Source organism: Xanthomonas hortorum pv. pelargonii (genome assembly GCF_024499015.1).
In the GTDB taxonomy this organism is placed as follows: domain Bacteria; phylum Pseudomonadota; class Gammaproteobacteria; order Xanthomonadales; family Xanthomonadaceae; genus Xanthomonas; species Xanthomonas hortorum_B.
The window spans coordinates 911,358-932,023 of the sequence record NZ_CP098604.1; the positions used below are offsets into that span (position 1 = coordinate 911,358).

At 63.7% G+C, this 20,666-nt stretch carries 19 protein-coding genes and 1 pseudogene; 12 read left to right on the top strand and 8 right to left on the bottom strand.

The features are described 5' to 3' along the window. Position 1: 1 nt before the first annotated feature. Together NDY25_RS03985 and murJ are read right to left on the bottom strand one after the other, a co-directional pair. Positions 2 to 1,036, bottom strand: a complete 1,035-nt coding sequence (locus NDY25_RS03985; protein WP_168957948.1) for a bifunctional riboflavin kinase/FAD synthetase — start codon at positions 1,034 to 1,036, stop codon at positions 2 to 4. Between the two features lie 207 nt (positions 1,037 to 1,243). After that, entirely contained in the window at positions 1,244 to 2,836 is a 1,593-nt protein-coding gene (gene murJ, locus NDY25_RS03990) for a murein biosynthesis integral membrane protein MurJ (protein ID WP_168958016.1), read from the bottom strand. A 116-nt stretch (positions 2,837 to 2,952) separates the two neighbouring features. Between murJ and rpsT the strand changes: the two genes are divergently transcribed. Beyond that, complete coding sequence (gene rpsT, locus NDY25_RS03995) at positions 2,953 to 3,222, top strand: 30S ribosomal protein S20 (protein WP_002807888.1); 270 nt, start codon at positions 2,953 to 2,955, stop codon at positions 3,220 to 3,222. A 91-nt stretch (positions 3,223 to 3,313) separates the two neighbouring features. Here the strand turns inward: rpsT and obgE are convergent, their stop codons facing one another. The 3 genes from obgE to rplU form a co-directional block, all read right to left on the bottom strand. Further along, complete coding sequence (gene obgE, locus NDY25_RS04000) at positions 3,314 to 4,366, bottom strand: GTPase ObgE (protein ID WP_006449999.1); 1,053 nt, start codon at positions 4,364 to 4,366, stop codon at positions 3,314 to 3,316. 250 nt (positions 4,367 to 4,616) lie between these two features. Then, positions 4,617 to 4,877: a 50S ribosomal protein L27 gene (rpmA, locus tag NDY25_RS04005; RefSeq protein ID WP_006450000.1), complete on the bottom strand. Its 261-nt coding sequence runs from the start codon at positions 4,875 to 4,877 to the stop codon at positions 4,617 to 4,619. Positions 4,878 to 4,889: 12 nt separating this feature from the next. Further along, positions 4,890 to 5,210, bottom strand: a complete 321-nt coding sequence (gene rplU, locus NDY25_RS04010) for a 50S ribosomal protein L21 (RefSeq protein WP_006450001.1) — start codon at positions 5,208 to 5,210, stop codon at positions 4,890 to 4,892. Positions 5,211 to 5,536: 326 nt separating this feature from the next. On the opposite strand from rplU, the gene uvrA reads away from it, so the two are divergent. Further along, positions 5,537 to 8,503, top strand: a complete 2,967-nt coding sequence (uvrA, locus tag NDY25_RS04015; RefSeq protein ID WP_168957949.1) for an excinuclease ABC subunit UvrA — start codon at positions 5,537 to 5,539, stop codon at positions 8,501 to 8,503. Beyond that, positions 8,503 to 8,910 (top strand): acyl-CoA thioesterase, encoded by a 408-nt coding sequence (locus NDY25_RS04020; RefSeq protein ID WP_168957950.1) that lies wholly within the window; start codon positions 8,503 to 8,505, stop codon positions 8,908 to 8,910. Before uvrA ends, NDY25_RS04020 begins: the two co-directional genes overlap by 1 nt. Before the next feature lie 266 nt (positions 8,911 to 9,176). Here the strand turns inward: NDY25_RS04020 and NDY25_RS04025 are convergent, their stop codons facing one another. Then, positions 9,177 to 9,605, bottom strand: a complete 429-nt coding sequence (locus NDY25_RS04025; RefSeq protein WP_168958017.1) for a copper chaperone PCu(A)C — start codon at positions 9,603 to 9,605, stop codon at positions 9,177 to 9,179. A 65-nt stretch (positions 9,606 to 9,670) separates the two neighbouring features. Between NDY25_RS04025 and NDY25_RS04030 the strand changes: the two genes are divergently transcribed. The 4 genes and pseudogenes from NDY25_RS04030 (at position 9,671) to NDY25_RS04045 (ending at position 13,369) form a co-directional block, all read left to right on the top strand. Then, a complete protein-coding gene (locus NDY25_RS04030; RefSeq protein ID WP_168957951.1) occupies positions 9,671 to 10,441 on the top strand; it encodes an enoyl-CoA hydratase/isomerase family protein in 771 nt (256 codons plus the stop codon). A gap of 73 nt (positions 10,442 to 10,514) precedes the next feature. Then, on the top strand, positions 10,515 to 11,420 hold the full coding sequence (tesB, locus tag NDY25_RS04035) for an acyl-CoA thioesterase II (RefSeq protein ID WP_256627784.1): 906 nt from the start codon (positions 10,515 to 10,517) through the stop codon (positions 11,418 to 11,420). 157 nt (positions 11,421 to 11,577) lie between these two features. Beyond that, a complete protein-coding gene (locus tag NDY25_RS04040) occupies positions 11,578 to 12,081 on the top strand; it encodes a putative signal transducing protein (RefSeq protein ID WP_154844801.1) in 504 nt (167 codons plus the stop codon). A 96-nt stretch (positions 12,082 to 12,177) separates the two neighbouring features. After that, positions 12,178 to 13,369: pseudogene (locus tag NDY25_RS04045) on the top strand (RNA polymerase sigma factor). Positions 13,370 to 13,560: 191 nt separating this feature from the next. Here the strand turns inward: NDY25_RS04045 and NDY25_RS04050 are convergent. Further along, positions 13,561 to 14,307 carry an EF-hand domain-containing protein gene (locus NDY25_RS04050; protein ID WP_425510772.1) on the bottom strand — a complete coding sequence of 249 codons (747 nt, stop codon included), beginning with the start codon at positions 14,305 to 14,307 and terminating at the stop codon, positions 13,561 to 13,563. Between NDY25_RS04050 and NDY25_RS04055 the strand changes: the two genes are divergently transcribed. The 4 genes from NDY25_RS04055 to NDY25_RS04070 all read left to right on the top strand — a co-directional run bounded on the left by NDY25_RS04055 (position 14,198) and on the right by NDY25_RS04070 (position 18,337). Beyond that, positions 14,198 to 15,112, top strand: a complete 915-nt coding sequence (locus NDY25_RS04055; RefSeq protein WP_168958018.1) for an arginyltransferase — start codon at positions 14,198 to 14,200, stop codon at positions 15,110 to 15,112. The two genes, NDY25_RS04050 and NDY25_RS04055, sit on opposite strands and share 110 nt — an antisense overlap. 52 nt (positions 15,113 to 15,164) lie before the next feature. Continuing rightward, on the top strand, positions 15,165 to 16,391 hold the full coding sequence (locus NDY25_RS04060) for an endonuclease/exonuclease/phosphatase family protein (protein WP_233366583.1): 1,227 nt from the start codon (positions 15,165 to 15,167) through the stop codon (positions 16,389 to 16,391). Positions 16,392 to 16,648: 257 nt separating this feature from the next. Then, positions 16,649 to 17,263: a hypothetical protein gene (locus NDY25_RS04065; protein WP_256627785.1), complete on the top strand. Its 615-nt coding sequence runs from the start codon at positions 16,649 to 16,651 to the stop codon at positions 17,261 to 17,263. Positions 17,264 to 17,287: 24 nt separating this feature from the next. After that, positions 17,288 to 18,337 carry an XVIPCD domain-containing protein gene (locus tag NDY25_RS04070; protein WP_233366584.1) on the top strand — a complete coding sequence of 350 codons (1,050 nt, stop codon included), beginning with the start codon at positions 17,288 to 17,290 and terminating at the stop codon, positions 18,335 to 18,337. A 132-nt stretch (positions 18,338 to 18,469) separates the two neighbouring features. Here the strand turns inward: NDY25_RS04070 and purT are convergent, their stop codons facing one another. Continuing rightward, the gene (gene purT, locus NDY25_RS04075; RefSeq protein ID WP_168957954.1) at positions 18,470 to 19,672 is read right to left on the bottom strand and encodes a formate-dependent phosphoribosylglycinamide formyltransferase; all 1,203 of its coding nucleotides are present in this window, start codon (positions 19,670 to 19,672) and stop codon (positions 18,470 to 18,472) included. A 225-nt stretch (positions 19,673 to 19,897) separates the two neighbouring features. On the opposite strand from purT, the gene NDY25_RS04080 reads away from it, so the two are divergent. After that, complete coding sequence (locus NDY25_RS04080; protein WP_425510787.1) at positions 19,898 to 20,665, top strand: SPFH domain-containing protein; 768 nt, start codon at positions 19,898 to 19,900, stop codon at positions 20,663 to 20,665. Position 20,666: the final 1 nt, after the last annotated feature.

Below are 20,666 nucleotides of genomic sequence, written 5' to 3' on the forward strand. Positions count from 1 at the left end.
TCTACCGTTGCGCTGCGTTGTCTGAAGCGTCTGCACTTGCATGTGCAGACGTTTGCGAGGAGCTCGCATGTTTATTGTCCGCACATGGAGGTGCGGGTTCTTGAGAGGGACTCGCATTAAGTAGCGCACGCGCCTGCTCGGCATCGCGATGCATCTGCACGGTCAGCGCCTCCAGGCCATCGAACTTTTCTTCGTCGCGCAGCTTGGCGACGAATTCGACCTCGATGTGGCGGCCGTACAAATCGCCCTGAAAATCGAACAGATGCGCTTCCAGCAGCGGCTCCACACCGGCCACCGTCGGGCGGGTGCCAAAGCTCGAGACCGACGGCCACGGCTGATCGGCCACACCATGCACCCAGGTTGCGTAAATGCCCGACAGCGCCGGCGTGCGCGGAAAGCGCAAGTTGGCAGTGGGGTAACCCAGCGTGCGCCCAAGCTGCTTGCCGCGCACCACCCGCCCGCCGATGGCGTACGGGCGGCCAAGCAGTTCGCCGGCATGCGCAAACTCGCCCGTGCCCAGCAGCTCGCGAATGCGCGTGGCCGAAATGCGCTCGCCGCGCAGATGCACCGGGGCAATCTCGCCAGCCACGAACCCGTATTGCTCACCGAGCACGCGCAGCAGGCCGATATCGCCGCCACGCCGGTGGCCGAAGCGGAACTCCGGGCCGATCCACACTTCGCGCGCGCACAGCCGGCCAACCAAAGCCAGCCGTACGAAATCCTCGGCGCTCATTGCCGCCAAGTGGCCGTCGAAACGGATCATGCCCACGCTGTCGGCGCCCAGGCCGTACAGCCCTTCGATCTTGGCGCGGGCCAGCGTCAACCGCGGCGGCGGCGCTGCCGGAGCAAAAAATTCGCGCGGCAACGGCTCGAAGCTCACTGCCACTGCCGGCACGCCCAGCGCGCGCGCGCGTTCGACCGCGTGCTGCACCAATGCCCGATGCCCCAGGTGCAGGCCATCGAAGGCGCCGATGCAGACCACGCTCCCGTGCGGGAACAGCGTCCCGCCCTCGACGTCTCTAAACAGCCTGCTCATTGCTCGATCCAAACAGATGCCGGCCTGCGGGCCGACCCTCACTGATACATAACCTGCAAGTATAGCCGTGCCTGTCAACCCGCATGGGTGCGCGCCGCGCAGTGAGCAACGCTTGGCCAGGCGCAATGAGTATTCCAGCTGCGCGAAGTCAGAACTCCGCACAACACAGGCGGTTCTGCAGCGCGCTCGGCCAGATCCGCAAGTCTCTTACCCTTCGCGCAGATGCCGCGGCCGCAGCCCCAATGCCAGCTGCGCCACCAGATAGGTCGCCCCACCGCTGCCGACCAGCACCGCCAGCCAGCCGATGCGATCCCACTTTTCCATCACGGTGAACGAGGGCAACCACCACAGCAGGCCCAACAGCACCACCACCATCGCCGCACAGGCCAGCAGCAGGCGCAGCGCATAGCCGCCCCAGCCGGGCCGCCGCTGGTACACGCCGGACTTGCCCAGCCAGTACCACAGCAAGCCCAGGTTGAGATAACTCGACAACGCACTGGCGATCCCCAGCGCCAGATGCAGGCCCGGCTGCTTGCCCAGCGCCTGCATCACGCCCTGCGCCTTGAGCTCGGGCGGCACCATGACCTGGTAGACCACCGCCAGCAGCGCGAAGTTGAACACCATGTTGGCGATCAGCGCCGCCACACCCGCGCGCACCGGCGTACGGGTGTCCTGACGGGCGTAGAACGCCGGCAGCACCACCTTGAGCATGGCGTAGGCCGGCAGGCCAAAGCTCAGGCCGTAGACCGACATCGCGGTCATGCGCGTATCGAAGGCGGTGAACTGGCGGTACTGGAACAAGGTGGCCACCAGCGGCTCGGCCAGCAGCAGCAACCCGAGCATCGCCGGCATGGCGATCAGCAGCGTGGTACGAAACCCCCAGTCCAGCGCGCCGGAAAACGCGCTGCGGTCGGTCTTGACGTGATGGCGCGCCAGCGCCGGCAGGATCACTGTGCCCAGCGCCACCCCGAAAACACCCAACGGCAGCTCCAGAAACCGGTCGGCCAGCGACAGCCATGACTGCGAGCCATCGGCCAACCGCGCGGCGATCACGGTATCCAGCATCAGGTTGATCTGCGCCACCGACGAACCGAACAGGGTCGGGATCATCAAGGTCAGCACCTTGCGCACGTCCGGGTGGGTCCAGCCCCAACGCGGCAACGTCAGCAGATCGATGCCCTTCAAGGCCGGCAGCTGGAACAGCAACTGCAGCGCACCGGCCACCAGCACCGCCCAGCCCAGCGCCAGGATCGGCACCTCCAATCGCGGCGCCAGCCACAGGGCGCCGGCGATCATGCACAGATTGAGGATCACCGGCGTGAGGGCCGGAATCGCAAACCGCTGGAAGCTGTTGAGCGCTCCGCCCGCCAGCGCGGTCAACGACACGAACAACAGAAACGGGAAGGTCAGCCGCAACAAGTCGACCAGCAGGCCGTACTTATCCGGATCGGTCGCCGCGCCATCGGAAAAGATCGACGCCAATTGCGGGGTGAAGATCAGCCCCAGCGCAGTGATCACCAGCAACATGCCGCCCAGCGTGCCGGACACCCGCGACATCAGCTCGCGCAGGTCCGCATGCGGCCGGGTTTCCTTGACCTCGGTGAACACCGGCACGAACGCAGTGGCGAACGAGCCTTCGGCGAACAGGCGGCGCAGGAAATTGGGAATGCGAAACGCCACCCAGAACGCATCGGTGACTGCGTTGGCGCCGAAGGTGGTGGAGATCGCCTGATCGCGGATCAGCCCCAATACCCGCGACACCATGGTCATACTGCTGAACGAGAGCAGGCCTCTCAACATACCGGGCTTGCTCACGCAGCCTCCCTCTTGACATCTGACTTGACGTACATAACTAGGTCCATCATACTTTCGCGCTTGCTTTTTCCACCATACCGATTTTTCAGGAACCCACCACCGTGGCCAATATCAAGTCCGCCAAGAAGCGCGCCAAGCAGACCGTCGTGCGCAATGAGCGCAACACGGGCCAGCGTTCGATGCTGCGCACAGCCGTCAAGAAGGTGATCAAGGCCCTTGACGCCAACGATGCTGCAGGCGCCGAAGCTGCTTTCGCCGTTGCTCAGCCCATCCTCGACCGTTTCAGCGCCCGTGGCCTGATTCACAAGAACAAGGCTGCGCGTCACAAGAGCCGTCTGACCGCTCGCATCAAGGCCATCAAGGCCGCGTAAGCGATCGGTTTCGGCACTACCGGAAGCCTGGCTTTCGGTGGAACAGAAAAACCCGGCCTTGGCCGGGTTTTTTGTTTGGCTGCGAGACCACTCAGCCGGCATTGCGCGCCTCGAGCTCGTCCTCGCGCTGACGGTCGAAGAACGCCATGATGTCCTTCATGATCGGGAAGGTGCCATCGCGACCCAACGCCGAGACCAGATACCACGGCGAGGTCCAGCCAAGTTCGGCCACGATCGCCTCTGCCGCCGTGCGCGCCTCGTCTTCGAACATCAGGTCGGCCTTGTTGAGCACCAGCCAACGTGGCTTGGCCAGCAACTCCGGATCGTGCCGCTCCAGCTCACGCTCGAGGGTACGCACCTGGTCGGCCGGCGACACACCATCCACGCCACCTTCCATCGGCGAGATGTCTACGAGGTGCAGCAGCAAACGCGTGCGCTGCAGGTGACGCAGGAACTGCGTGCCCAGGCCGGCACCATCGGCCGCGCCCTCGATCAGGCCCGGGACGTCGGCGATGACGAAGCTGCGATACGCCTCGACACTGACCACGCCCAGATTCGGATACAAGGTGGTGAACGGGTAATCGGCCACCTTCGGCGTTGCCGAAGACACCGCTCGGATCAGCGTGCTCTTGCCGGCATTGGGGAAGCCCAGCAGGCCAACGTCGGCCAGCAGCTTCAACTCCAGCTTGAGCAGACGCTCCTCGCCCTCTTCGCCGGTGGTGGACTGGCGCGGCGCACGGTTGATCGAGCTCTTGAAATGCATGTTGCCCAGGCCGCCCTTGCCGCCCTTGGCCACCAGCAGACGATCGCCGTTCTGGGTCAGGTCACCGATGATTTCATCGGTCTGCACGTTCATCACCACGGTGCCGACCGGCACCACGATGATGCGGTCTTCGCCGCCCTTGCCGTAGGCCTGACGGCCCATGCCATTCTCGCCGCGCTGCGCCTTGAAGGTGCGCTCATGGCGGAAGTCGACCAGGGTGTTGACGTTCTCGTCGGCCACGATCCACACGCTGCCGCCACTGCCGCCATCACCACCATCCGGCCCACCGAGCGGGATGAACTTCTCGCGGCGAAAGCCGACACAGCCATTGCCGCCATTGCCGGCACTGACCAGGATTTCCGCTTCGTCGACTAACTTCATGAGCTTGCAACCGGGAATGGGGAATAGGGAATGGGGAATCGGCCAAAGAAAGTGGCATGACTCCTGCCAGCGAGCGCACTCACCAGCAAGACAGCAAAGAGCGGGAGGGGGCCAGGAGTCGGCTTTTCCGACTCCCGATTCCCCATTCCCGATTCCAAGCCGTCAAACGAAAAACCCCGCAAAAGCGGGGCTTTCCGTCTCGTCCATCAGGCATCGGTGCCTGGCGGACTGGCCTGCATGGAGCGGGCGATTACGCCTCGACAACCACGCTGACGGTACGACGCTTCTTCGCACCCTTGACCGAGAACTCCACCTTGCCGTTCACCAGGGCGAACAGGGTGTGGTCACGGCCGAGGCCAACGCCGCTACCCGGGTGGAACTGGGTGCCGCGCTGACGCACGATGATGTTGCCGGCATCGATGGCCTGGCCACCGAAGATCTTCACACCCAGGTACTTCGGGTTGGAATCGCGACCGTTGCGCGAGGAACCTACGCCTTTTTTATGTGCCATGACTGGTTCTCCTTACTTCTTATCGCCACCGGCAATGCCGGTGATCTCGATTTCGGTGTAGTACTGACGGTGTCCCTGACGCTTCATGTGGTGCTTGCGGCGACGGAACTTGATGATGCGCACCTTGTCGGCGCGGCCATGAGCCACAACCTTTGCGGTGACCGAGGCGCCCTTCAGCGCATCGCCCAGCTTGATGCCATCGCTATCGCCCAACATCAGGACGGTGTCGAACTTGATCTCGTCGCCAGCTTCGACTTCGAGCTTTTCCACGCGGAGCGTTTCGCCCTGCGCGACGCGGTATTGCTTACCGCCGGTTACCAGAACTGCGTACATGACCAGGTTTTCCTCTGTAGTTATTATGGTCGCACTGACGTGCCCTAGGGCAGACAGGAGCGGGATTGTACTGGCCTATCGGGTTTTGGGTCAACCCGCAAGCCGGCCGCCGGCCGGTTTCCGATCAACGGCACGTCGACCTGCCGCAGGCGACATCGATCCGGCGCCATGCAACGCATCATCCGGCCGCCACAGCGCTCCGGTCAGACTGGCATTTCGGGCAATTGCCCTCACCTAGGTCGGCGGGTAGGCTGATCGACTGCCACTCATCCCTGCTGAGCACGCTCGCATCACCGCCGGTTCGCCGGCCCGACATCGGATCCCCCATGGCGATGGATTTCATCCGCATCCGCGGCGCGCGGACGCACAACCTCAAGAACATCGATCTCGACCTGCCTCGCGACAAATTGATCGTGATCACCGGCCTGTCCGGTTCGGGCAAATCGTCGTTGGCGTTCGACACCATCTATGCGGAGGGCCAGCGCCGCTACGTCGAGTCGCTGTCAGCGTATGCGCGCCAGTTCCTCAGCGTGATGGAAAAGCCCGACCTGGACCATATCGAAGGTCTGTCTCCGGCGATTTCGATCGAACAGAAATCGACCTCGCACAACCCGCGCTCCACGGTCGGCACGATCACCGAGATCTACGACTACCTGCGCCTGCTGTACGCGCGTGTCGGTCAGCCGCGTTGCCCGGACCATGGGTTCCCGCTGGAAGCGCAGACGGTCAGCCAGATGGTCGACCACATGCTCAACCAGGACCAGGAGCAGCGCTACATGCTGCTGGCGCCGGTGATCCGCGACCGCAAGGGCGAGCATGCGCAGGTGTTCGAGCAACTGCGTGCGCAGGGCTTCGTGCGCGTGCGCGTGGATGGCGAGCTGTACGAGATCGATGCGGTGCCGGCACTGGCGCTGCGCCAGAAGCACACCATCGAGGCGGTGATCGACCGCTTTCGTCCGCGCGAGGACATCAAGCAGCGGCTGGCGGAAAGTTTCGAGACCGCGCTCAAGCTTGGCGAAGGCATGGTGTCGGTGCAGTCGCTGGACGATGCGGCCGCCGCGCCGCATCTGTTCTCGTCCAAGTACAGCTGCCCGGTCTGCGATTACTCGCTACCTGAGCTGGAACCGCGGCTGTTCTCGTTCAACGCACCGGTGGGCGCATGCCCGAGCTGCGATGGCCTGGGCGTGGCCGAGTTCTTCGACCCGGATCGGGTGGTGGTGCATCCGGAGCTGTCGCTGTCGGCCGGTGCCGTGCGCGGCTGGGATCGGCGCAATGCCTATTATTTCCAGCTGATCGCCTCGCTCGCCAAACACTACAAGTTCGACGTGGACGCAGTGTGGAACTCGCTGCCGGCCAAGGTGCGCCAGGCGGTGCTGTTCGGCAGCGGCGATGAGGTGATCAGCTTCACCTACTTCACCGACGCGGGCGGGCGCACCACGCGCAAGCACCGTTTCGAAGGCATCCTGCCGAACCTGGAACGGCGTTACCGCGAGACCGAATCGCCGGCTGTGCGCGAAGAGCTGACCAAGTACGTCAGCCAGCAGCCCTGCCCTGCGTGCAATGGCACGCGACTGAATCGTGCCGCGCGCAACGTGTTCGTCGCCGACCGCCCGCTGCCCGAACTGGTGGTGCTGCCGGTCAACGAGGCGCTGAGCTTTTTCCGCGGTTTGTCGTTGCCCGGTTGGCGCGGCGAGATCGCCAGCAAGATCGTCAAGGAGATCGGCGAGCGGCTGGGCTTCCTGGTCGATGTGGGCCTGGATTACCTGACCCTGGAGCGCAAGGCCGACACCTTGTCCGGTGGCGAGGCGCAACGCATTCGTCTGGCCAGCCAGATCGGCGCCGGCCTGGTCGGTGTGATGTATGTGCTGGACGAGCCGTCGATCGGCCTGCATCAGCGCGACAACGAACGCCTGCTCGGCACGCTGACGCGACTGCGCGACCTGGGCAACACCGTCATTGTCGTCGAGCACGACGAGGACGCGATCCGCCTGGCCGATTACGTGCTGGACATCGGCCCCGGCGCCGGCGTGCACGGCGGTGAAATCTGCGCGCAAGGCACGCTGCAGGACATTCTGGATGCGCCGCGCTCGCTGACCGGTCAATACCTGTCGGGCAAGCGCCGCATCGAGATTCCCAAGCAGCGCCACAAGCCCAACCCGAAGATGATGCTGCATCTGCGCGGGGCGACCGGCAACAACCTGAAGAATGTCGATCTGGACATTCCGGCCGGCCTGCTGACCTGTATCACCGGCGTGTCCGGCTCGGGCAAGTCCACGTTGATCAACGACACGCTGTTTTCGCTGGCGGCCAACGAGATCAACGGCGCCTCGCATCCGGTGGCGGCGCATCGCGAGGTCGAGAACCTCGATCTGTTCGACAAGGTCGTGGATATCGACCAGTCGCCGATCGGGCGCACCCCGCGCTCCAATCCGGCCACCTACACCGGCATGTTCACGCCGTTGCGCGAGTTGTTCGCGCAGGTTCCGGAATCCCGCGCGCGCGGGTATTCGCCGGGCCGTTTCAGCTTCAACGTGCGCGGCGGCCGCTGCGAAGCCTGCCAGGGCGATGGCCTGATCAAGGTGGAGATGCACTTCCTGCCCGACGTCTATGTGCCCTGCGATGTCTGCCACGGCAAGCGCTACAACCGCGAGACGCTGGAGATCCGCTACAAGGGCTACAACATCAGCGACGTGTTGCAGATGACCGTGGAAGACGCGCTGCGCCTGTTCGAGCCGGTGCCGTCGATCGCGCGCAAGCTGGAAACGCTGGTCGATGTCGGCCTGAGTTACATCAAGCTGGGACAGAGCGCGACCACGCTGTCCGGCGGTGAAGCGCAGCGAGTGAAATTGTCGAAGGAGCTATCGCGTCGCGATACCGGACGCACCTTGTACATCCTCGACGAGCCGACCACCGGCCTGCACTTCCACGACATCGAAGCGCTGCTCGGCGTGCTGCACAAGCTGCGCGACGAGGGCAATACGGTGGTGGTGATCGAACACAATCTGGACGTGATCAAGACCGCCGACTGGATCGTGGATCTGGGCCCGGAAGGCGGCCACCGCGGTGGCAGCATCCTGGTCTCCGGCACGCCGGAAGAGGTGGCTGCACACAAGGCGTCCTACACCGGGCAATTCCTGGCCAAGATGCTGCCGTCGGTCAAAGCACGCGAGACGCGTCCGGCGGCAATGGCCAACAAGCCCGATGCGCGCCCGCCGCGCAAGATCAAACCGGAAAAGGTGGCGAAAGTCGCCAAGTCCGCCACCAAGAAAACCGCAAAGAAGAAGGCAAGCTGATGAGCGAAGAGCACAAGGTGTTGGCACGCATCCCGATCAGCGTGCGCTGGCGCGACATGGACAGCATGGGCCATGTCAATAACGCCAAGTACATTTCCTATCTGGAAGAAGCACGCGTGCGCTGGATGCTGGGCGTTGAAGGCGTGGCGATGACCGACCGCATCGCGCCGGTGGTCGCGGCCACCAACGTCAACTACAAGCGCCCGCTGGTGTGGCCGAACGACATCCTGGTGGAACTGTTCGTCGAGCGACTGGGCAGCAGCAGCATCACCATCGGCCATCGCATCCTCGACCAGAAAGACCAGAGCGTGCTGTATTCGGATGGCAACGTGGTCGTGGTGTGGATCGATACCCAGACCGGCAAAAGCGCGTCGCTGCCGGATGCGGTGCGCGCTGCCAGCAACTGAGTTTCATTAGCGCATTCGCTGCGTTTTCTCGGTGTCGGTGATTGGCGGCGGCTCTTTCGGGAGCCGCCGTTTTACTTTCCTGCGACGATGCAGTTGCTGCTGCGTCATGCAGTAGACACACGCTTCGAGACCGGCAGAACGCAGGGGATGCAGCACAGCGACCTGCGCCTCAGGGGTTGCGCTTGATCGGCAACGTTGTGCAAGTGGCCTCACCAGGACGGCAGCATGCGTGCCGCCATCCTGGCGCTGTTACGCACTGCGCCCGATCACGAACCCGGCGCGCGCTTGCGTGCTTCCAACGTGGTCTTGATCTCGCGGCCATCCTGCAAGGTAAAGATCACTGGCACCTGCGCGCCTTCCTGCAGCGGTGCGCCGGCGTCCATCAGCATCAGATGCAGGCCGCCCGGCGCCAGCATCACCGACTTGCCGGCAGGCAGCGGCAACTCGGGCACCGCACGCATGCGACTGACGCCATTGCTCTGCGTGGTCTCGTGAATGGAGACATCGGCGAACACGCTGCTCTTGGCCGCGGTGACCTTCAGCGGCTGCGCGCAGCCGTTATGGAATTGCCCGAACCCCGCCGCCATGCCCATGCCACCGGGCGGTGGAATGCGGACCCAGCCATCCTTGAATTCAGGCAGGCACTGCGCCGAGACGCCTGCACTTGCCAACACCGCCAACGCACCGAGCAGCACGCGTGCATACATGCGCTGCCTGCTTCGACTGCCGTCTATCATGACCCGACCTCCAGGAGCCCCGAATGAGCATCCAGATCTTAGACCATGGCCGTCTTCGCGAAATCCGTCTGGCCCGCTCGCCGGTCAATGCACTGGACAGGGCGCTCTGCCAGGCCTTGAGCGTTGCAGTGCAGCAGGCCGGCGATGAGACCGATGGCATCGTGCTGTCGGGCAGCGAGCGGATCTTTTCCGGCGGCATGGACGTGCCGCACCTGCTGGCGCACGGCACCGACCGCGCGGAATTGCTGGCCAGCTGGACGGCCTTCTTCGAGGCCGCGCAAGCGTTGGCCAACAGCCGCGTGCCGGTGGTGGCGGCCATCGGCGGGCATGCGCCGGCCGGCGGCTGCGTGTTGGCGCTGTGCTGCGACTACCGGGTGATGGCGCGCAGTGCCGACACCGCCAAACCCTATGCGATCGGCCTGAACGAAGTGCAGGTGGGGCTGGCCGCGCCCGAAGGCATCCAGCGCCTGTTGCGCCGCGTGGTCGGTGCGCACCGCGCCGAGCGCCTGCTGATCTCCGGCCAGCTGCTGCCGGCCGAACAGGCGGTCACGATCGGCCTGGTCGACGAGCTGGCCGATGGCGAGCTGGTCACCGCGCGCGCGGTTGCCTGGCTGCAGGATCTGCAGCGACTGCCGCGCCAGCCCATGCTGACCACGCGTGCCATCGCCCGTGCCGATCTGCGCGCCGCGCTGGCACCCGAGCTGATCCAGCTGGAGCGTTTCATCGACGGCTGGTACGCACCGGATGCGCAGGCGGCGCTGCATGGCCTGGTCGCGCGCCTGCAAAAGGCCTGAGCACGCGCCTTGGGCATGGTGACGACGGGGCGGCCGGTATAATCGCGGTCCGTCGCACGCCCAGGCCAGCCCTTTGTCCGCCACTGCCGAACCCGTCGTCTCCGAACTGATCAACCTGCTGTCGCTGGAGCGTCTGGAAGACAACCTGTTTCGCGGCCAGAGCCGCGATATCGGCACCAAGTACGTGTTTGGTGGGCAGGTGCTGGGGCAGGCGCTGGCCGCCGCGCAGGCCACGGTGGAAAACGGCCGCCAGGCGCACTCGTTGCATGCCTATTTTCTGCGCGCCGGGGATTTCGATCACCCGATCGTCTACGACGTCGATCGCACCCGCGATGGCGGCAGTTTCTCGGTACGACGGGTCACCGCGATCCAGCATGGCAAGGTGATCTTTTTCTGCGCAGCGTCGTTTCAGGAACACGAAGACGGCGCCGAGCATCGGTCGGTGATGCCGGTGGTGCCGCCACCGGAAGATATCGAACCCACCGCGCCGCTGGCACCGGAGGTGCTGGCGAAACTGCCGGCCAAGGTGCAGCGCTGGCTCTCGCGTGGCGGCCCGTTCGAATTCCGCCACGTCTTTCCGCGCGACGAACTCAGACCACCCAAGCGCCCGCCGTTCCAGCAGATGTGGCTACGCCTGAGCGACCCGGTCGGCGACGATGTCGGCCTGCATCGCGCCTTGTTGGCGTATGCCTCGGATTTTCAGCTGCTGGGCACCTCGACGTTTCCGCACGGCATCAGTTATTACACGCCGAACGTACAGATGGCCTCGCTCGATCATGCGCTGTGGTTCCACCGCCCGTTCCGTACCGACGACTGGCTGCTGTACTCGCTCGACAGCCCCACCGCGCAGGGTTCGCGCGGCCTGGCGCGTGGGCAGTTTTTCACCCGCGATGGCGTGCTGGTCGCCAGCACCACGCAGGAAGGCTTGATCCGCGTGGTGCCCGATGGCAGTGCAATTGCCGTGCCGGCGAAGGACTAGCCGTGCCCTTGCTTGAACAACAGATTTCACTGAGCGCAGCCAGGCCTGCTGCAGCCTTTTTCGGTTGTGGACCGACGTCCACGCCATTCTTCTTCTATGTCTCGAACACGCGCACCCGCAGCGCGATGCGTTCGGCAATCGCTGGCACACCTTAAGCATGCGCAAGATCTTCAGCAGTCAACGTATCGAAACCGCCGAAGGCGTCGCCAACCTGTTGCGCGATGCCGGCATCGATGTGCGCATGAGCAATGGCCGCTCCTACGAAAGCAAGCGCACCGGCCAGTTCAGCTATCTCGAACACAGCAACGCACAGACCTATCCCACCGTGTGGATCGTGCATGCCGACGACCAGCCACGCGCGCGCGAGTTGCTGCGCGACGCGCGCCTGCTCGACACCACCCGTCGCGACCTGCCGAACGTGGAATACACCTTTCGTGAAGGCGAAAACGGCTCAAGCTCCAGCGCGCGCAGCTGGGCCTGGCGTATCCGTCTGGTGCTGCTGCTGGTGATCGGCGCGGTTGCAATGTTCGTGGTGCTGCGCCATCGCAGCGCGCCTGCGCCGGTGGCTCAGCCGGCGTCACAGCAAGCGGCGCCTGCCAACGCGACACCACCGGCGGCAGAGGACGAAGAAGTGCGCGTGCGGATCCAGCCGGCGCGCTGAGCGCCGCTGACGTCAGCACCTGCATCAACCGGCATCGCATCGGTCACATCTGCCGCTCCCATGCGTCATGCTGGGACCAGGACATGGATTGCACCGATGCACACCGACACGCTGGACCTGATGTTGCAACGCGAACTGCCGCATGCCGCGGCCGGCTGCCAGCAGGCCTATGGCCGCATTGTGCGCGCTTGCCAGAACACGGTGACCGCCATCGCGCTGGCGATCACCCGCGATATCGCCGCCAGCGAAGACATCGCCCAGGAGGCCTTTCTGCGCGCCTGGCAACGACTGGCACAACTCAGCCAACCGGCCAGCTTCCTGCCATGGCTGCGCCAGATCACCCGCAACCTGGCGCGCGACTGGCTGCGCGCCAACCGGCATCGCGCGCTCAGTGGCGAGGCGGCAGATCTTGCCATCGCGATGGCAGCCGACCCGGCACCCTCGCCCGCCGAGCACCTGCTGCAGGTGGAAGAAGAAATTGCCGCGCTCGACATCATTTCCGCACTGCCCGAAGAAAGCCGCGAGACGCTGCTGCTGTACTACCGCGAAGGCCAGAGTTCGCAACAGGTGGCCTCGCTGCTCGGCCTCAGCGATGCGGCCGTACGCAAACGGCTGTCGCGGGCACGTGCCAGCGTGCGCAGCGAACTGCTGCGCCGGTTCGGCGCGTTCGCGCGTGGCAGCGCGCCCAGTGTGGCCTTTGCCACTGCGGTGACCTCGGCAACGATGCTGGCAGCACCCGGAACCGCGAGTGCGGCCATTGTGTTGGGCGGCATCGGTGGCGCGGGCAAGCTGGGCATGGGTGGTTTGACCGGCTCGGCGCTGAGCGGTGGCGGTGCAGCGGGCGCACTGAGCCTCTGGTTCGGCATGCCGGCGCTGTTTGCTGCAGGCAGCGTGCTGGTTGCCGGGCTGGGCACGTATTGGTCGTGCTGGTACTTGCTTCGCTTTGCAGAGACCACTGGCGAGGTTGCGGCAATCCGTCGCTTCATCCGCATCACCACGCTGACGTCGGTACTGGTGGTGGGCAGCACGCTACTGTTGAAACGCCTGGATGCGGGCGCGTGGGCGTCGCTGCTGATGCTCTGCGCAGGCATGGCCGTGCTCAACTATCAATCCATCAGGGTGCTGCCACGCGTCATGCGCCCCATGCTGGAACGCGATGCGCAACGACGCGGCGCTACGCAGCCCCCTGCTGTATCGCTGCATGTTCAGTCCAAGCGCGATGCTCGTGAGCACGCTAGCGGTCACGCTGCCAATCTTCCATCACTACATGAAGCTAGGAATGCTGTGATCTAACGGAAGCAGCGATGACCGCAATCGACTGACTCCGGCAGCCGGCCAACAAAAACGGCCTCCTGCTTGCGCGGGAGGCCGTTGGTCGATCGGCGCCTTGTTGCGTGTTGCTGTTTACATGTTGCAGATGACGACAGTGCTGCCGGTCGCAGCAGCGCGACCGGGTAACGCTTTGGCGACTGGAAGAACTCAGCTGCCCGCAGCGGGCTTGGCCGGCATCGGACGCTTGCCGTGATCGCCACGCTCGCCATGCTCGCCCGGACCACGCGGACCGTGCTCGCCACGCTGCTTGGAGGCCGCGTCGAACTCGGCCTTGCTCAACTTGCCGTCCTTGTCGGTATCAGCCTTGGCAAACCACGTATCGCGATGCTGCTGCATGCGCAACTCGCGGTCGGCGCGATCGACAAAGCCGTCCTTGTTGACGTCCATCTCATCGAAATGCGCGGCGAACTTCGGGTCGGCCTTGGCTTCTTCGCGGCTGATGCGGCCGTCCTTGTTGGTATCGAACTTGCTCAGCCATTCGCCGCGTCCGTCGCGACCCGGGCCACGGTGATGCGGGCGCTCATCGCGCGACAGCTTGCCGTCCTTGTTGGTGTCCAGCGTGTCGAACTGCGCAGCCAGCTTCGGGTCTGCCGCCGCTTCGCTGCGGTCGATCACGCCATCGCCGTTCTTGTCGAGCTTGGCAGGACGCGGCGCATCGCCAGCGGCAGGCGGGGCGGCGAACACCGCGCCGGTGGACAGGGCGGCCAGCACGGCCAGTGCGAGAAACGGTTTGCGAGACGTCATGAGAAACTCCTGGAATGTGAAAACCACACGCGGCACCTGCATGGGCCGCATCGCGTGGGTGGCGCATCCGAATCCACCGTGCGCTGCCACCAACACCCACATCAACGAGCGATCGGCACGCGCGTTGACGCGGCCACCTGGCGTATTCATCCGGCGGACAGTCGCCGCTGTTGCGACACGCAGGCGCTATCCTGCGTGCATGGCCATCCACGCCGACACCCACGACGACCTGCGCCTGTTCCAGACCGGCGAGCATGCCTGCGGCTACTGGCCGGATCGGCGTGCGCGCGACCTGGTGCTGGACCCGCACGATCCGCGTCTGGGCGCAATTTATCCGCAGGCATTGGCGTGGGGATTTCGGCGCTCCGGCGATCTGGTCTACCGGCCGCATTGCGAACGTTGCCGCGCCTGCGTGCCGGTGCGCATTGCGGTGGATGCGTTCCGGCACGATCGCAGTCAGCGCCGTTGCCTGGCGCGCAACCAGGACCTGGTGGTGCGCGTGGTCGCCGCCGAACGCACCGACGAACAACTTGCGTTGTATCGGCAGTACCTCAAGCACCGCCATCCCGGCGGCGGCATGGACGAACATGGCGCAACCGAATTCGACCAGTTCCTGATCGGCGGCTGGTCGCATGGGCGCTTTCTTGAGATACGCGAACCGGCGGTGGCGCACGCGCCGGGGCGATTGCTCGCCGTTGCGGTCACCGATGTCACCGAGCACGCGTTGTCGGCGGTCTACACGTTCTATGCGCCGGATGCCGCCGCACGTAGTCTGGGCACCTTCGCGATCCTGCAGCAGATCCAGTGGGCGCAACGCGAGCGGCGCGCACACGTGTATCTGGGCTACTGGATCGATGGCCACGCGAAGATGAATTACAAGCGCCATTTCAGCGCGCTGGAAGCTTACGACGGCCGTCAATGGCGCGGGCTCCCCGCCCCTGCATCGGCACGTTGAGCCAGGCGAGGACGACATCGGTCTGTCGTCTTGCGCGTGCGAGAATGCGGCGATGATCAAACCTCTCCTGCTACTTGCGCTGACCGTGCTCTGCGCTGCCTGCGCGCATCGCGCGCCCTCGTCTGACACGATGTCCGACGCCGCTGCCGGGTCCACGCCGGCCCACTTGCGCATCGCGACCTACAACACCTCGCTGTATTCCGACCAGGCCGGCGGCCTGGTGCGCGAACTGCAGGGCGACAGCGCGCATGCGCGCAAGATCGCCGCGGTGCTGCAGCAGGTGCGCCCGGATCTGGTGCTGCTCAACGAGTTCGACTTCGACCCCGAGCATCGCGCCGCCGATCTGTTCCAGCAGCGCTATCTGCAGGTCGCCCAGCCGGGCGGCGGCGAAGCGCTGCGCTATCCGTATCGCTACCTGGCGCCAGTGAATACCGGCGTGCCGAGTGGGCTGGATCTGGACAATAACGGCACTGTCGGTGGCGATGGCCGCTCGCGCGGCAACGATGCCTGGGGGTATGGGTTGCACCCTGGCCAGTACGGCATGCTGGTGCTGTCGCGCTATCCGATCGATGCGCAGGCGGTGCGCAGTTTCCAGCTGCTGAAATGGAGCGCGTTGCCGGGTGCGTTGCGCCCGACCGATCCGTCCAGCAAGAAATCGTTTTATCGCGATGCGATCTGGGCGCAACTGCGGCTGTCGTCCAAATCGCATTGGGACGTGCCGGTGCGCACGCCGCTGGGCGTGGTGCACGCGCTGGTGTCGCATCCCACACCGCCGGTGTTCGACGGTGCCGAGAAGCGCAACGCCGCCCGCAATCACGACGAACTGCGGCTATGGCGCGAGTATCTGGACAACCCCAACGACGCCGCATGGCTGTGCGACGACCAGGGCCGCTGCGGTGGTCTGCCGGCCGACGCACGCTTTGTGATCCTCGGCGATCTCAATAACGATCCGGTCGATGGCGCCGGCCGCCACGATGCGATCCGCGCACTCATCACGCATCCGCGCGTGCTGCAGTACCCCACCCCGCACAGCGACGGCGGCCCGGAAAAAACCGCCGAATACGCCGCGCTAGGCATCGCGCATACCGGCGACCCGCAGCAGGTCACCGGTGACTTCGGCCCGCAGGCCGGCACGATGCGCCTGGACTACGTGCTGCCGTCGCGCCAGTTCACGTTGATCGGCAGCGGCATCTTCTGGCCCGCGAGCAGCACGCCGGAAGCGGCGATAGCCGATGGCAGCGATCATCATGCGGTGTGGGTGGATGTGGCTGGCGACTAAGCAATCGGACCGAGGCTCCGAGATGTCATGCTCTGGGCCTGGCGTCGACGGCTGCACATAACACTAAGGCTATATGCAAGAAAGGGAAGATTTAACGCTCCGAGTCCTAACGCCATGCCGGAGGAGCAGATGATTTCTGCAAGTACCTGAGCCAGTGATTGACAAGGTTCCCGAGGGCGGCCACGTCAAATTTGAGTGGTCCGGATTCAGTCGACAGGCTTACACTCCCTCGCAGACAGGTATCGCAAGGAAGTTGAATGAGACTGCATTTCCACCATGCGCACCGCTTCTTGGGCAATTTTTCTCTGCCGTTCGCGCTCGCCTGCCTCGCAAGCGCGTGCAGTGCAAACAAGCCAACGTCTTCTGAAAAGGAAGACCTTATGCTCAGCCGACCATTTCCGGTGGATGCGACGGATGCCCATGTGCGCTTCGAATTCGAGGCGACACCGGAGAATGTAAATCTCACTCGGTCCTACATCGTCGGATTAAACCTGAGTCGCAAAGGACCCGTCGACCCAGTCACAACACTAAACAACAGCGACTCACCGGTAAGATACGCACTCAAAGTGAATGCCTGCAAATGGGAGGCAGGGAGTTGCGATAAAATATTTACAGAAGACAACTTCCAAGCCCTGTTGAGAAAAGAGCCTAGCAAGGTAAAATTTTTCGGCTGGCGCGTAGGAAACCCCGATATCAAATACATCGAATCCGGAGCACATAACTCTGATTCAAGTAACTGGATCGTCTGCAACCTCCACCTAAGAAGCTATGGCCGGTATCGCGTCGATATTTCATCAGTAGCAGGCAATCCAGTACTGAATATTCCTGAAGCAGAAATCACAATACAAAAAAGATTAACATCCTCTAAATAATACAAACCTGACAGGGATTTCGTTATGGACAAGCAGCACTACACAGTGACGGTCGTTATAGCGGCTCCCGGCACCCCCTTATACGACGAAGGTCAGCAGCAGACAAAAGATGGTATACCTGTCACGTCCGGCCCCGGCCACATGTTTTTCGTGACTAGCGATGGTAAGCAATCAACAAGCTATGGATTTGCCCCTGTCACTCACGGACAGACCAATGGCCCCGGTGAAATTTACAACTCTGATGCCGATGAGTACCACAAACCTGCCTATTCCAGAACGATGGAAATAAGCAAGGAACAATACGATAAGCTCCAACAGTTCGGCCGCGAACCTGAAAAACTAGGCTTCGACAAGGAATACAAGGACGTACGCAACAACTGCGTCGATTTTACCTGGGCAGCCCTCAATCATGCCGGACTCCATCGAAACAAGAGCATCGATGTGAATGGCTTGCTTGGTCCAGGAGCCGGACAACTGCTTCCGGATGTTCGCATTCCTTTGCCGGTAGAAGGCTCGGGAAAAGATGCTTACCGCCCGCTACGCAATATCCACGGTGTGGAGAGCATTGAGGCACCATTTCCGCACAGTCCATTGAACAAGGAAATCCGGAACCCGCTTCCGGCACAAAGGTCGTTGCAGCAGCACATTCTCAGCGAAGAGCGGCACGCGCCATCGTTGAAGGACCCCACGCATCCAGGCTACCAACTGTTTGCACAGGCGCAGGATCACGTACAGACACTGGATCGCGAACACGGACGGCAAACGGACGCGTGCAGCGCCAATCTTGCGGGCTGCTTGGCGGTGCAATCCTGCAAGATGGGAATGGACCGCATCGACGAAGTGAGACTGAGCGACGATGCCTCGCGCGCATTTGCTGTGCAGAACAATCCTTACTCGGCCGGATCGCACGACCAGTTGCGCGCCCATGTCGATACGGTTTCCGCACTCAATACACCGCTGGAGCAGAGCAGTCAGGCATGGACGCAGGCTGCAGCCGAGCGCGTGCAGGCAGAGCAGCAACGGAACCTGCAACAGGAGCAAACGCAAGCTCCATCAGCTCGAACCATGAGCTGACCGGGCGAGAGTCGCAGGGAGCTCATTCCCTGGCGCCTCGCCTGTTAGCTACTAACTGACTTTTCAAAGCCAGCAACCAAAGTCTACGGTACGGCAATCTTTCCACTGCACCAATGCGAGTCGACCGGAAACTCAGGCAGTCAGCTGAATCGTCAGCGCCGCAGCCGCCACGCGCACTTTCTCGCGCGCAGCATCGATGCTGTCCGCGCGCGCCAGCGTGACACCGACACGGCGGTGACCATCCACGCGCGGTTTTCCGAACAGACGTAGTGCGGTGTCCTGGTCGCGCAGTGCATCGGCAACGTTATCGAAGACCGGCACGCCGTGACCATGTGCGAGCACTGCGCATGATGCCGACGGGCCGCTCTGGCGAATCACGCCACCGTTCTCGGCACCGACCGGCAGGCCGAGAATGGCGCGCGCGTGCAGCGCGAATTCGCTTAACTCCTGCGACACCAGCGTGACCAGACCTGTGTCGTGCGGGCGCGGCGAGACTTCACTGAACCAGACTTCGTCGCCCTTGACGAACAGCTCCACACCGAACAACCCCCAGCCGCCAAGGTCATCGGTGATCGCCTGCGCGATCTGCTGCGAGCGCTGCAGCGCGGCCGGCGACATCGGCTGCGGCTGCCAGCTCTCGCGGTAGTCGCCATCTTTCTGCCAGTGCCCGATCGGATCGCAGAACGAAGTACCGCCGGCATGCCGCACGGTCAACAAGGTGATCTCGTAATCGAAGTCGATGAAGCCTTCGACGATGCAGCGGCCGGCACCGGCACGCCCGCCGGTCTGCGCGTAGTCCCACGCGGCATCGATATCCGCTTCGCTGCGCAAAGTGCTCTGGCCCTTGCCCGACGACGACATCACCGGCTTGACCACACATGGCAGGCCAACCGCGGCGATTGCCTCGCGGTACTCGGCCGCGGTGTCGACGAAGCGGTATGGCGAGGTCGGCAGGCCCAGCGTTTCGGCGGCAAGGCGGCGGATGCCTTCGCGATCCATGGTCAGGCGTGCAGCACGCGCGGTCGGGATCACTTTCTGGCCCTGTTCGCGCTCCAGCGCAACCAGCGTTTCGGTATGGATGGCCTCGATCTCCGGCACGATCAACTGCGGCTGCTCTTTGGCGATCAGCGCGCGCAACGCCTGCGGGTCGAGCATGTCCAGCACATGCGAACGGTGCGCGACCTGCATCGCCGGCGCATTGGCGTAACGGTCAGCAGCGATCACTTCCACCCCGAAGCGCTGCAATTCGATCGCCACTTCCTTGCCCAGTTCGCCCGAACCCAGCAACAGCACGCGGATGGCGGAAGGCGACAACGGCGTGCCGAAAGTAGTCATGAGCGCGGTCCAGATCGGAAGAGGGCCGCCATTCTAACGGGCGGCTGGCACGACCGCCGGTCGGAAACCAGCTTGAATTTGATATCAATCTGATATCTTTCTTTCAAACAACAAGGACGCCCAACCATGAAAGAGAAATCGCTCGGTTCTGTTCCAGGCATTCCGCTGATCGTTGCCAGGGTCGTCGTGCTGCTGCTGGCGGCCTCTACGCTGGTCGCAGCCGGCATGGGCCTGTTGCCGATTCTGGGCATGCTGCCGGCCATCCTGATCGCAGCCGGCAACGTGTTCGTGCTGGCCGGCCTGTACACGCTGGAGCCGAATCAGGCCGCAGTGCTGAGCCTGTTCGGCAAGTACGTCGGCACGGTCAAGGACCCAGGGCTGCGCTGGAACAACCCCTTCTATGCAAAACGTCGCGTCAGCCAGCGCGTGCGCAACTTCGAAAGCGGCCGGCTCAAGGTCAACGAACTGGATGGCAGCCCGATCGAGATTGCCGCCGTGATCGTGTGGCAGGTTTTGGACGCATCCGAAGCGGTCTACAACGTGGACGACTACGAAAGCTTCGTGCATATCCAGTCCGAAGCGGCGCTGCGTGCGATGGCCACCAGCTACCCCTACGACCAGCACGAAGACGATCAGATCTCGCTGCGCAGTCACCCGGCCGAAATCAGCGAGCAACTCAAGCGCCATCTGGACGAGCGCCTGACCCAGGCCGGCGTGGATGTGATCGAAGCGCGCATCAGCCACCTCGCCTACGCACCGGAAATCGCCCAGGCCATGCTGCAGCGGCAGCAGGCCAATGCGGTGATCGCCGCACGCACGCGCATCGTCGCCGGTGCGGTGGGCATGGTCGAAATGGCGCTGTCCGAACTGCAGAAAAATGGCGTGGTGCAGCTGGACGAAGAGCGCAAGGCGCACATGGTCAGCAACCTGCTCACGGTGTTGTGTTCTGATCGTGGCACCCAACCGGTGGTCAACGCCGGCTCGCTGTATTGAG